Source organism: Pseudomonas sp. ICMP 561, assembly GCF_002699985.1.
Classification (GTDB): Bacteria; Pseudomonadota; Gammaproteobacteria; order Pseudomonadales; family Pseudomonadaceae; genus Aquipseudomonas; species Aquipseudomonas quasicaspiana.
In genome coordinates this window covers 455,072-467,415 of record NZ_LKBT01000001.1, presented here as the reverse complement: position 1 = coordinate 467,415, position 12,344 = coordinate 455,072, and the positions used below count along the sequence as shown (strand labels likewise).

The window sequence follows — 12,344 nt, the reverse complement described above, 5'->3', positions numbered from 1 at the left end:
CCTTCCTCGCCTGGATGCTCACCTTGCAGGCTGTGCCCGCTGACCCTGCTTTCACGAGTCACTTTCAGATCCTTCCAAGAAGGATTGCTACTAGCAGGATCAAGTTTTCGCGTGAAGTTTGCCTATAAACACCAGTGCTGCTAAATGCGATCAGGCGTTTGAAGAATTTTTCATTCCGGGCGCCCTCAAAGCGTGTCAGAACTTTTTGATTTTCCTCTGAGAGGAGTGATTTCATCTTGTTTAATATGTCGAGATTCCTGTCGTTCCATTGCGCAAAGCGCCCCGAAAACATCCCGCGCACGCGTTTTAATTTATCCAGGCTTGTTGTTTTTGCACCAATCAAGTTACCTCCGTGCTGGCGATAATCGAGAGTGGGCTTGGCATCATAAACGACCTCTCCATCGCAACCGCTAACAATTAGATAGGTTAGCCAGTCATGGGATACCGGTGATGAATGCTCTGGCAACTGTAGTAAAAGATCCCGAGCTGAATGGTTGATGAGCATTGTATTTGCACCCGCAAGGCTCTGAACCAGTGCGTTTTTAAAAGCAGGTGGTTTTGAAAAAAGTGGAGAAAGGCCAATTATTTTTTTATCTGCGTCGATCAGGCGGGTCCGGGAGCAATATAGCGCAGGCTTGTTTTTGGGCACGTGTTTCAGACAGTCAAGGCTCCGTGCGAGCTTTTCTGCAAACCAGATATCGTCTTGATCGCTGAAAGCAAAAAAGTCAGCGTTGATCTCAGGTTTTTGAACAAGCGAAATAAAGTTTCGCGCGAAGCCTTCACAGGGTCCTTTGAATAGAACCAGCCGGTCTTCCCCCCACTTTTGTTGAAACTCGGCGAGTATATCTAGCGTCTCGTCGGTAGACGCATCATCAGAAACAAATACCGTCCAGCGGGTGCAGGTCTGCTCAGAGAACGAATTGAGCTGTTCCCGAAGGTACCGTGCGCCGTTATAGGTACACATCAGGATCGCTACAGATGGGTCGCTTGCATTATTCTCTGCAGTAAGGGTATCTAGGTGCGAAACCTCACTTTCGCTATCTGCAATGCCCGTTCCAGTGATACGCATTCTTGGGGAAGCCTTGTTTTGATAATCCTACATTTTACGCATTGTCAGTGATCTGAGTCACATGGCAATGTATTTGGTGTATGGAGCAGCAATTGAGCGGCGATTTTTGACGACCTGCCATCTCTGAAGGTTCTCAGCGGGCATATGTGTGTGCATTGCGGTGTTGTCATTGATTAAGCTGCCTACAATTAGCGTCTTCTCAAGCGAATCATGGTGTGATCCTGTCTAGCTGGCTACAACCGTGGCTACGCAACACGTGCGCTTAATTATTTCAAGACCGGTATTGACCTGCTATGTACCCTCAGTTAGCGACCCCTAAATACCTAATCACCGGTGCCACCGGTTTCATTGGCCGAGCTCTGTTCGACTCCCTGTCTAACCGAGGCGCGGCGGTGCGTGGCACATCACGTCGTCCAGAAGACGTCTCTGAAGACTGGATACAAGTCGCCAGTATCGATCGCAACACCAACTGGTCCGACGCGCTAACCCATTGTGATGTGGTGATTCACACCGCAGGCAGAGCGCACGTCCTGCTAGAAGAAGAAGCGAATCCGCTTGAGCAATTTCGCAAGGTCAACGTCGAAGGCACGCTGGCCTTGGCCCGCCAGGCAATGGAAGCAGGGGTTCGACGATTTGTATTTATCAGTTCCATTGGTGTCAACGGTCCTGAAACCCCACTCGGTCAACCTTTCACTGAGCTTTCCACTCCCCATCCGCAGCAGGCTTATGCCCAGTCGAAGCTTGAAGCCGAGCTGGCATTGCGGGATCTGGTGGCAGGTCAACCCATGGAATTGGTGATCGTTCGTCCACCGCTGGTCTACGCGGGTCATGCGCCCGGCAACTTCGCCCGCCTGCTAGGACTTGTTGGCAAGCGGTTTCCGCTGCCCCTGGGCCGCGTTTGTAATGCCCGAAGCATGATAGCCCTGCAAAATCTGGTGGGGTTTCTTGAGCTTTGCCTTACGCATCCAGCGGCTGCCAATGAGTCCTTTGTGATCGCCGATGGGCAGGATGTTTCGACGACTCAATTGGTTGAGTTTCTGGCGCAGGGCATGGGGCATCGCGCAACGCTTCTTCCTGTTCCGGTCTCGGCATTGCGCAGGGGTCTGGCTTTGCTTGGCCGAAAAGGGCTGGGCCAGCAACTGTGCGGTTCGTTGCAGGTAGACGCCAGTAAGGCACGTCACTTGTTGGGGTGGCAGCCTGAGATTAGTGCGGCCGATGCATTGCGCGACAGTGCCAGACAATGGTTGCAATCCCGCTCCTGAGTGCGAACCGTATAGAATGGCCGTTTTTCGAAGGATGTAGCCGCTTGATGGATTTGAGTTTCTGGTGGGTGCCTGCGATCGTTTTGTTAACGGCGGGGCTCACCTGGGTATTACGGCGTTACGCATTGGCACGTAGCCTCATGGACATTCCCAACGCGCGAAGCTCCCATAGTTTGCCCACGCCTCGGGGCGGGGGTGTCGCTATTGTCCTGAGCTTTTTATTGGCGCTGCTGGTTATGCAGGTTGAAAGCCCCGGGGCCTGGCATGCGACGCTTGCCCTGGGCGGTGCAGGCCTGGTCGTTGCGATTCTGGGTTTCCTCGATGACCACGGCCACATTGCGGCGCGCTGGCGGTTGCTTGGGCATTTCAGTGCCGCGATCTGGGGGCTTTACTGGTTAGGCGGCCTGCCGCCGTTCAGTCTGTTTGGTGCGACGTTCGACCTCGGTTGGATAGGGCATGTCCTGACGCTGTTCTATCTGGTCTGGATGCTCAACCTTTACAACTTCATGGATGGCATCGATGGCATCGCCAGTGTAGAGGCGATTTGCGTGTGCCTGGGTGCCTGTCTGATCTATGTGCTTTCAGGCCATGGGTCGTTGATCGTTTTACCACTGTTCCTGGCTGCTGCCGTAGCAGGCTTTCTGTTCTGGAATTTCCCACCCGCTCGAATTTTCATGGGCGATGCCGGTAGCGGCTTTCTCGGCGTCATCGTCGGGCTTCTTTCGCTGCAAGCTGCATGGGCTGAGCCGTCCTTGTTATGGAGCTGGCTGATTTTGCTGGGCGTATTTATCGTCGATGCAACTGCAACACTCATTCGCCGACTGGTACGCGGTGACAAGGTGTACGAGGCGCATCGCTCCCATGCCTACCAGTTTGCGTCACGTCGTTTTGGTCGGCATTTGCCGGTTACCTTGGGGGTGATGGCTATCAACGTGTTCTGGCTGCTGCCGCTGGCCATGGCGACAGGCATCTGGGGATTTGATGGCGCAACCCTGCTGGTCATTGCATATGTACCGTTGTTGGCACTGGCTTTAGTGCTAGGGGCGGGCGGGCTTGAGTCCAATGATGCCAACCGTCTGTAATAAAAAAGCTACAAAGGTCGTTTTCAACTAAGCGCGGTCCAACGACAGTCCGTACAATAGCGTATGGATTAGTGTGGTTGAGGGATGAAAATGTCGTTGCGCTCGCGAATGCTCGGTCTTTCGCGCCAAAATAAACGAATGCTGCAGGTCGGTGCTGACGTCGTTATTGTCTGGGCTGCCCTGGCTCTCGCGTTTTTTGTGCGACTCGGGTTTGACGTTGCTTATACGGCCCTCACCGCCCATTTTTGGCTTTTTATTGCGACGCCCTTACTGACCATTCCCATCTTCATCCGCTTTGGCATGTACAGAGCGGTGATGCGCTTTTTCGGCAACGATGCGCTGATCACTATTTGCAAAGCGGTAAGCCTGTCTGCGTTGCTGGTAGGTTTCTTTGTGTACTGGTACAGCGATCAGAAGATAATCGTCCCGCGCTCCATCGTGTTCAACTACTGGTGGTTGAGCCTGGTCATGGTCGGTGGTTTACGGCTGTTCATGCGTCAGTACTTCATGGGCGACTGGTTCATGGCAGTGCAGCATGTGCCTTTTGCTTCACGCAATGATGGTCTGCCCAAAGTTGCGATCTATGGCGCGGGTTCAGCTGGCAACCAGTTGGTCGCTGCGTTGCGTATGGGGCGCTCCATGCGGCCCGTGGCGTTCATCGACGACGATGAAACCATCACCAAGCGTACGATTGCCGGATTGCAGGTTTATAAACCCCGGCACATTCAGCAAATGATCGACGCGACAGGCGCTGAAGAAGTACTCCTGGCCTTGCCATCAACCACACGAGTTCGGCGTCGAGAGATTCTCGAATATCTGGAAGGCTATGCGCTGCACGTACGCAGTGTTCCAGCCCTCGCGGATCTGGCCAGCGGCAGGGTAAAGGTCGATGACATCCAGGAGGTCGATATCGCTGACTTGCTCGGTCGCGATGCTGTGCCTGCGCAGGATGATCTGCTGGAGCACTGTATCACCGGCAAAGTCGTAATGGTCACGGGAGCAGGGGGCTCAATTGGCTCTGAGCTCTGTCGCCAGATCCTGTTGCTCAAGCCCACCAAACTTCTGTTGCTTGATCACAGCGAGTTCAACCTTTACAGCATTGTTGGTGAGTTGGACAAGCAGGTTAGGAGGAGTTTGCTGGACGTTGAAGTATTGCCTATTCTCGGCTCGGTTCGTTACTTCGGCAAAATGGTCGATGTGATGAATACCTGGGGCGTGGACACGGTTTACCACGCCGCGGCTTATAAGCATGTCCCGATGGTTGAACACAACATTGCCGAAGGCGTGCTTAACAATGTCATGGGCACTTTGCATACGGCACAGGCTGCGTTGCAGGCCGGTGTCACCAACTTTGTTTTGATCTCTACCGACAAGGCTGTGCGTCCGACCAATGTAATGGGCAGTACCAAGCGGCTTGCAGAAATGGTTCTCCAGGCCCTTAGTCGTGAAGTTGCGCCGGTACTGTTTCGTGGCAGCAGCAATGTTTCTCAAGTCAACAAGACACGATTCACGATGGTGCGCTTCGGTAATGTGCTTGGCTCATCAGGTTCGGTCATTCCACTGTTTCACCAACAGATCAAGAGCGGTGGTCCGCTGACCGTGACGCACCCGGCCATCACCCGTTATTTCATGACTATTCCTGAAGCCGCTCAGTTGGTGATACAGGCAGGCTCCATGGGCCGGGGCGGGGAAGTCTTCGTGCTGGACATGGGCGCCCCGGTCAAGATCATTGAACTCGCCGAGCGAATGATCAATCTTTCCGGGCTCAGTATTCGATCCGAGCGCAACCCTCACGGTGACATCGCTATCGAGTTCACTGGATTGCGGCCGGGTGAGAAGCTCTATGAAGAGTTGTTGATCGGCGATAACGTCGTCTCGACACGCCACCCGATGATCATGAGTGCTCAGGAAGATTTCCTGCCCTGGAGCCAGCTCAAGGAGCAACTGGAGTTACTTCTCGATGCGGTTTCAAGAGACGACTATCCGGATGTGAGGCGTGTATTAGGCGACCTGGTTGCTGGTTACGCCCCAGAGGGTGACATTGTTGACTGGAATTACCTTGAGACGCGTGCTGACCCCCAGTAAGGGCGAGCGCGCGGGGGAATATATGAGATCATGGATATACATGGCATTAGGCTACGTTTAGATCGCTTGTCGAACCGCTGTAACAAACAGTCTGCCCTCAACATGAAATTTAACGACGCGGCTCTATAATTGATAGCGTTGTTCTATAGTTTTTGAGATAACTCGTAACGACTTCATCCTCGCCTGATGTTCTGCAGGTTGCGTAGATGACCCAGGATGCTGATCAAGGGGACTGAAGGGGACCATGGAAAAACTTAGAGCATTCCTGTTAGCGCTGCCTCGCCGTCAAAAACGAATCATTCAGGTAGCCACTGATATTGTCCTGGTGTGGGCTGCGTTGTGGATGGCATTTTTCGTGCGGCTTGGCGCCGACGATTTGATTAACCCTCTGCACTCACACACCTGGTTGTTTATCAGCGCCCCCATTGTCGCCATCCCGCTTTTCATTCGAATGGGCCTTTACCGGGCCGTCATGCGCTACTTCGGTAACGATGCCCTCATCGCTATCATCAAAGCGGTCAGCCTTTCTGCATTGATTCTAGGCTGCCTGGTTTATGTCTACAGCAATCACAAGCCGTTGGTACCACGGTCCATCATGTTCAACTACTGGTGGTTGAGCCTGGTCATGATCGGCGGCTTGCGTCTTGCCATGCGTCAGTACTTCCTTGGCGACTGGTTTGCAGCGTCGCAGCATGTACCCTTTAGCAATCGGGAGGATGGCATCCTCAAAGTTGCTATCTACGGTGCGGGCTCAGCGGGCAATCAATTAGTGGCGGCATTACGAATGGGACGCCTCATGCGCCCTGTTGCGTTTATCGATGATGACAGTTCCATCACTAACCGGATCATTTCCGGGCTACAGGTTTACAAGCCTCAGCATATTCAGCGAATGATGGAAATGACCGGGGCTCAGGAAATCCTGCTGGCCATTCCCTCTTCGACACGTGGGCGTCGGCGTGAGATTTTAGGATTTCTCGAAGGCTTCCCTCTCCACGTCCGAAGCGTTCCAGGGTTCATGGATCTGGCGGCGGGGCGAGTAAAAGTCGACGATCTTCAGGAAGTGGACATCGCTGACCTTCTGGGGCGTGACCCCGTGCCTGCTCAGGATCACCTGCTTGAGCGCTGCATCAAGCGGCAGACGGTTCTGGTCACTGGGGCCGGAGGATCGATTGGATCGGAACTGTGCCGCCAGATCGTATTATTGGAGCCCACTACTCTTATCCTGTTCGATCATAGCGAGTTTAATCTCTACACCATTTTTTCCGAGTTGGAGGCCTTTGTTCAAAGCAGGACCTTGCCGGTAAAGCTGCTGCCGATTCTTGGTTCAGTGCGCAGCCAGTCCAAGCTATACGACACCCTGAAAACCTGGAACGTGACCACGGTTTATCATGCGGCTGCGTATAAACATGTGCCTATGGTTGAACACAATATCGCCGAAGGTGTGATCAACAATGTGCTGGGCACGGTTAATACGGCTCAAGCGTCCCTTCAAGCCGGGGTTGCCAACTTCGTGCTGATTTCGACTGACAAGGCTGTGCGTCCTACCAACGTCATGGGAGGAACAAAGCGACTTGCCGAAATGACCCTTCAAGCGTTAAGTCGAGAGCTATCACCGGTCATGTTTGGTGATACCTCGAATATTCATCAGGTCAACAAAACCCGTTTCATCATGGTCCGGTTTGGCAATGTGCTGGGCTCGTCCGGATCTGTTATCCCGTTATTCCACAAACAGATTAAGTCCGGCGGACCGCTTACCGTCACTCACCCCAAAATTACCCGGTACTTCATGACTATTCCTGAAGCCGCGCAGCTGGTCATCCAGGCCGGCTCGATGGGCATGGGCGGTGATGTATTTGTGCTGGACATGGGCGAGCCGGTCAAAATTGTCGACCTGGCGGAAAAGATGGTGCACCTGTCCGGGCTTAGCATTCGATCCGAGAAGAATCCGCAGGGCGATATTCCTATCGAGTTCACCGGGTTGCGCCCCGGAGAGAAACTTTACGAAGAGTTATTGATTGGCGATAACGTTGTCTCCACGCAGCATCCGATGATCATGAGTGCCAATGAAGATTATCTTTCATGGGAGAAGATGAAGGATTATCTGGACCAATTGCTCATTGCTGTTGCGGAAGATGACTATGCGCGGGTCAGGAAAATACTCATGGAGACCGTGAACGGGTATGCCCCTGACGGCGACATCGTGGATTGGAGTTATCAGCAGCGACACCGGAATCCTTGAAAGGGCAGACCGGTGGGCCTCCAAAGACGATGACTACTTGAACTTCACATGCTCGGCACGCACCGGGGTATTCATGGCAATGTCCACTCCAGCGACAGAGCCAATGACCTGATCCAGATACTTCGGTGCCATCCCAAAGCCAGGCCTTACGCTACGCACAGCATCCGCACTGATAATCTCACCAGCCTTGAGATTCTTCACGAAATACAGCGAACGACGAAACTTGACGTTGCCTTGCTCGCTGGCTTTACGACCATAGTCCACACGACCTAACGCAGCCCAGGCCGTCTTGCTGTCTCGACACAACGCCATCAGCTCATCAGGTTCCAGGGAGAAGCTATCGTCTGGACCACCGCCACTGCGGTCGAGGGTGAAGTGCTTTTCGATGATGGATGCGCCCAAGGCAACACTGGTAATGGCAGTGGTGTTATCGAGGGTATGGTCCGAGAGGCCGGTCACCAACCCGAAGCGCTTCATCATGTCGGGGAGGGTACGCAGGTTGTAGTCTTCCGCAGGCGCAGGATAACCACTGACACAGTGCAGAATGGCGAGTTCTTTACAGCCGCCAACACGCGCTGCTTCAATGGCTTCGGCGATCTCTTGCTCATCGGCCATCCCGGTGGAGATGATCATGGGTTTGCCGGTGCTGGCGACGTATTTGATCAGCGGCAGGTCTACAGCTTCAAATGAAGCGATCTTGTAAGCGGGCGCGCCGAGATCTTCAAGCAAGTCGACAGCCGTTGAATCGAATGGCGAGCTGAATAGCGTAATGCCCACTTGGCGGGCATGCTTAAACAGCGGCGCGTGCCACTCCCATGGCATCTGTGCTCGAAGATACAGCCCATGAAGCGTCTCACCGTCCCACAACCCACCGTGAATTTTAAACTCATCAGCATCGCTATTGAGGGTAATGGTATCTGCCGTATAGGTCTGTAACTTGACGGCATCAGCACCCGCCAGCTTCGCTGCTTCGATGATTTTGAGAGCGGTTTCCAGCTTGCCATTATGATTGGCGGAAAGCTCGGCAATGATATAGGGAGAAGACTCCACACCAATGGTACGGCCTGCTATGGATATCGATGGACTCATGACTTCTCCCCAAACACCTTGACCAACTTCTCCAGAATAACCGGACGCTTTTCCTGCCACTCCGCTGACGACAAACCGAACTGCACGATGCCCACTTGCTCACCCTCGTACAGATGCTGCTTAGGCGGGACATCTTCAATCCTGAATCCAAATTTCTGATGCAGCTTGAGCACGGCAGTATTGAATTCCAGGACTTCGCATCGGAGCTTGTTCAGGGCGAGCTCGCCAAACGCCATATCCAATGCCATGAATTCCATTTTGCTGCCCGTTCCTTTCGGCGCTTCTGGATCGGCATAAAACGCCCATGTGCCAACGGCATCAACCCTTCCAAGATCACTAAACCCCACCACACCCAATGGAACGTCCGAGCACTCATACATGAAATAACGTCGATCCGATTGACCCTCAAGAGAGTTCCACCACTTCAGGTGTTCAGCGGTAGAAATCAGGTGTCGTGAATACATGTTACGCCGAACGCTTTCAGCGTTACGCCACGTCAGTACGCGTTCGAGTTCATCCTGACGAATCGCTCTCAACATCCCCAGGCTGCTCACTGCGCTATCTCCACACCCGTCAGTCGCTCCAGAATACTGCTGACCTTGCTTGCACCTGCACCGTCAGTAATGCCCGAAGCTGCGGTGGTCATGTTATTCAGAAAGCCAGGATCACTAAGCGCACGTTCGATGCACTGCGATAATTGATCGCCAAGTTGCTCCTCGGACGAAAGCAGGTGAGCTGCGCCCGCAGATGACAGCAACGAGGCGGCATATCGTTGGTTATCGGCCAATATCAGCATCAGCGTAGGCAGGCCAAGACAGCATCGTTCCCAGGACGTAGATCCAGCAGCGCCTATTGCCAGATCGGCAGCGCACATCTGACTGGCCATATCCGAAACGTTCTCAAGGACACTGGTGCTCCAGGGCATGCGCGCTGCCCGTTGGCGAACAGCATCCAGCCACGGCGCAGTCGTCCCCATCACGACAACGATTTCAGAATCCTTGGGGAGCGGGCTTTCGCACAAGCCATCCAGAACCCGCTCCGTGACATTGTTGCTGTCGACTCCACCGAGACTGATCAGGATACGTTTCAGGCCGCTTTTTTTGCGCCGCTCGAGTGACATTTCTCTCAGCCTTGAAAAGTCCGGGCGAAGCAGGGCGTATTCACTGCCGGTCAGTATTTTGCATTCTTCGGGCACCAGTGCCTGATAGTCAGACTCGGGACGTCCGTAGGTCTGGTCCAGCAAAACATCGCAACGATGGGTGCGGTTCGCCAAATCATCGATGACGGCCAACCTTGAGTAATGAGATTCAAGCAGCGACTGCCAGCGATAGTCGATGCCGTAGTGATCAACGATTAACCAGTCATATGGGTTATCCCCAAGAGCGCTCTTGCACGCCGATGCATCACTCTCCTGAGTGGCCCCCAACCATTGCAGATACTGGGCGCCGGCCGATACATCAGAGCAAGGCGCTCCCAGGTTAAAGACAGGAAACCCTTGATCTCGAATAAGCCCAATCAGGTTTCCAGGATGCTCTCGGCATAGAAACTCACAAATGGCGCCTCTTTCCTTGAGGGCGTTAGCCAATGTCAGGCAGCGCATCACATGGCCGCTGCCCATTTCAAGGGAGGCGTCGACCCTGAACATGACCCTCATCGGCTTCACTTTGCCCCATCCACAGCATTCATCGCCTTGAACATCCATTCCGCGCGCAACCAGTCTTCAAGGGTATCGATGTCCTGAACGCGGTGGCGGGCCAGCTTCACAGCTGCAGAATCCTGACTGAACATGATTTTGCCCTGCAGCCAGGCACTCGCCTTGCCCCAATAGAATTGGCCTGCGTCGTGAAAAGCTTCTTCCAGCTCTTGGGATCGCGTATTGAAATGTTCCGGGCTGAACATGCTGACGCGATCGGCTTCATCAAGGCGTATGGCGCGCTGAATCGGGAAGGGGTAGCTGGTCACTGAAAATGCATAATCACTGCCGCTCTCTTCCAGCACTTCCAGGCCTGCCCGCAGATCCTCAGCCCTGACGAAGGGCGCCGTCGCATAGACGCAGCACACATGCGTCGCGGCAATGCCGCTGTCCAGATGCCACTGCACGGCGTGGGCCACCACCGGGATAGTGCCGGTGTAATCGCCCGACAATTCAGCCGGGCGCATGAATGGCGTGGTCGCCCCATAGTTCCGGGCAACTTCCGCTATCTCGGCATCATCGGTGGAGACTACTACGCGATCAAAGCATCCACTCTGAAGTGCTGCCTCAATCGACCAGGCGATGATTGGTTTGCCGCAGAACATTTTGATGTTTTTACGGGCAATACGCTTGCTGCCACCGCGAGCCGGGATCACCGCCAGTTTCATGGGATGAGCGCCTTGTTCAGGGCTGCAACAACTTCATCATGCTGATCGAAGGTCATGGTCTGGAACATCGGAATACTGATGGCTTCGCGATAGTATTTCTGGCTTTCTGGAAAGGCGTCGGGCGCGAAGCCCATTTCTGCGAAGTACGGCTGCGTGTGTACGGGGATGTAATGCAGGTTTACGCCGATACCCTGAGCACGCAGAGATTCGAATACTTGACGATGCGTAACGGCCAGTTTGTCGAGCTGCAAGCGGATGACAAACAAGTGCAGGCCTGAATAGCCTTCCGGGTGCTGCCAAGGGAGCGTGACGGGCAAGTGAGCCAGCAACTCCCGATAACGTGCTGCCAGCTCATGCCGCCGTGCAACGTAGTCATCAAGTCGGTCCATCTGGCTTACGCCCAGCGCAGCTTGCAACTCGGTCATTCGGTAATTGAAGCCGAGATCGATCTGCTGGTAGTACCACGGACCGTCGGCATCGTGGGTCATTTGCTCTGGATCGCGGGTAATGCCGTGACTGCGCAGCAGCCCCATTTTCTGCGCCAGTTGCGCATCATTGGTGGTGACCATTCCGCCTTCTGCGGTAGTAATGATCTTCACCGGGTGAAAGCTGAAAACCGTGATAGCGCTGTATTGGCAGTTACCAATAGGCAGGCCTTGATACTTGCCGCCAATGGCATGGGATGCATCTTCGATGACCCGAAATCCGAATTGCTGAGACAGTGCGTGGATACGTTCCATGTCACAGGGCTGGCCGCAGAGATGCACTGCTACCAACACCTTCGGTAGCTGGCCATTCCGTTGAGCCTCCAGCAATTTATGCTCGAGCGCTACGACATCAAGGTTGTAAGTACGCGGGTCTATATCAACAAAATCCACCCGCGCGCCGCAATACAATCCGCAGTTGGCAGAAGCCACGAAGGTCACCGGTGTCGTCCACAACAGATCGCCGGGCCCAAGCCCCAGTGCAAGGCAGGCGATGTGCAACGCGGACGTCGCACTGTTGACTGCAAGCGCGTGTTTCGCACCGCAATAGTCGGCAATCATGACCTCAAACTTCGGGACCATTGGCCCCTGGGTCAGAAAGTCGGACTGCAACACGCCAACCACGGCGTCGATATCGGCCTGGGTAATATCCTGACGGCCATAGGGGATCAT

10 protein-coding genes are annotated in these 12,344 nt (G+C 54.1%); 4 read left to right on the top strand and 6 right to left on the bottom strand.

Going from position 1 to position 12,344, the window contains the following annotated elements; translation table 11 throughout:
- Nucleotides 1-64: 64 nt before the first annotated feature.
- Nucleotides 65-964, bottom strand: coding sequence for a glycosyltransferase family 2 protein (locus AO242_RS02200; protein WP_099267531.1), 900 nt, complete (start codon nucleotides 962-964; stop codon nucleotides 65-67).
- Nucleotides 965-1,362: 398 nt separating this feature from the next.
- Between AO242_RS02200 and AO242_RS02195 the strand changes: the two genes are divergently transcribed.
- From AO242_RS02195 to AO242_RS02180, 4 genes are all read left to right on the top strand, one after another.
- On the top strand, nucleotides 1,363-2,331 hold the full coding sequence (locus tag AO242_RS02195; protein WP_099267473.1) for an NAD-dependent epimerase/dehydratase family protein: 969 nt from the start codon (nucleotides 1,363-1,365) through the stop codon (nucleotides 2,329-2,331).
- A gap of 53 nt (nucleotides 2,332-2,384) precedes the next feature.
- Nucleotides 2,385-3,413, top strand: a complete 1,029-nt coding sequence (locus AO242_RS02190; protein ID WP_373562188.1) for an MraY family glycosyltransferase — start codon at nucleotides 2,385-2,387, stop codon at nucleotides 3,411-3,413.
- A 90-nt stretch (nucleotides 3,414-3,503) separates the two neighbouring features.
- A complete protein-coding gene (locus AO242_RS02185; RefSeq protein WP_099267530.1) occupies nucleotides 3,504-5,498 on the top strand; it encodes a polysaccharide biosynthesis protein in 1,995 nt (664 codons plus the stop codon).
- A gap of 244 nt (nucleotides 5,499-5,742) precedes the next feature.
- The gene (locus tag AO242_RS02180) at nucleotides 5,743-7,737 is read left to right on the top strand and encodes a polysaccharide biosynthesis protein (protein ID WP_099267471.1); all 1,995 of its coding nucleotides are present in this window, start codon (nucleotides 5,743-5,745) and stop codon (nucleotides 7,735-7,737) included.
- A 33-nt stretch (nucleotides 7,738-7,770) separates the two neighbouring features.
- Here the strand turns inward: AO242_RS02180 and pseI are convergent, their stop codons facing one another.
- From pseI to pseC, 5 genes are read right to left on the bottom strand one after another with little or no spacing between them, the layout of a single operon-like run.
- Nucleotides 7,771-8,826 (bottom strand): pseudaminic acid synthase, encoded by a 1,056-nt coding sequence (pseI, locus tag AO242_RS02175; RefSeq protein WP_099267470.1) that lies wholly within the window; start codon nucleotides 8,824-8,826, stop codon nucleotides 7,771-7,773.
- The gene (gene pseH, locus AO242_RS02170; protein ID WP_257153362.1) at nucleotides 8,823-9,380 is read right to left on the bottom strand and encodes a UDP-4-amino-4,6-dideoxy-N-acetyl-beta-L-altrosamine N-acetyltransferase; all 558 of its coding nucleotides are present in this window, start codon (nucleotides 9,378-9,380) and stop codon (nucleotides 8,823-8,825) included. The genes pseI and pseH overlap by 4 nt, the downstream gene beginning before the upstream one ends.
- Nucleotides 9,377-10,471: a UDP-2,4-diacetamido-2,4,6-trideoxy-beta-L-altropyranose hydrolase gene (gene pseG / locus AO242_RS02165; protein ID WP_306475032.1), complete on the bottom strand. Its 1,095-nt coding sequence runs from the start codon at nucleotides 10,469-10,471 to the stop codon at nucleotides 9,377-9,379. The genes pseH and pseG overlap by 4 nt, the downstream gene beginning before the upstream one ends.
- 14 nt (nucleotides 10,472-10,485) lie before the next feature.
- Entirely contained in the window at nucleotides 10,486-11,187 is a 702-nt protein-coding gene (pseF, locus tag AO242_RS02160; RefSeq protein ID WP_099267468.1) for a pseudaminic acid cytidylyltransferase, read from the bottom strand.
- Nucleotides 11,184-12,344 carry a UDP-4-amino-4,6-dideoxy-N-acetyl-beta-L-altrosamine transaminase gene (gene pseC, locus AO242_RS02155; RefSeq protein ID WP_099267467.1) on the bottom strand — a complete coding sequence of 387 codons (1,161 nt, stop codon included), beginning with the start codon at nucleotides 12,342-12,344 and terminating at the stop codon, nucleotides 11,184-11,186. Before pseC ends, pseF begins: the two co-directional genes overlap by 4 nt.

Coding starts and splice junctions, on each gene's coding strand:
- AO242_RS02200 (WP_099267531.1), bottom strand. CDS start 964: ATGTGTACCTATAACGGCGCACGGTACCTTCGGGAACAGCTCAATTCG.
- AO242_RS02195 (WP_099267473.1), top strand. CDS start 1,363: ATGTACCCTCAGTTAGCGACCCCTAAATACCTAATCACCGGTGCCACC.
- AO242_RS02185 (WP_099267530.1), top strand. CDS start 3,504: ATGTCGTTGCGCTCGCGAATGCTCGGTCTTTCGCGCCAAAATAAACGA.
- AO242_RS02180 (WP_099267471.1), top strand. CDS start 5,743: ATGGAAAAACTTAGAGCATTCCTGTTAGCGCTGCCTCGCCGTCAAAAA.
- pseI (WP_099267470.1), bottom strand. CDS start 8,826: ATGAGTCCATCGATATCCATAGCAGGCCGTACCATTGGTGTGGAGTCT.
- pseG (WP_306475032.1), bottom strand. CDS start 10,471: ATGTTCAGGGTCGACGCCTCCCTTGAAATGGGCAGCGGCCATGTGATG.
- pseF (WP_099267468.1), bottom strand. CDS start 11,187: ATGAAACTGGCGGTGATCCCGGCTCGCGGTGGCAGCAAGCGTATTGCC.
- pseC (WP_099267467.1), bottom strand. CDS start 12,344: ATGATCCCCTATGGCCGTCAGGATATTACCCAGGCCGATATCGACGCC.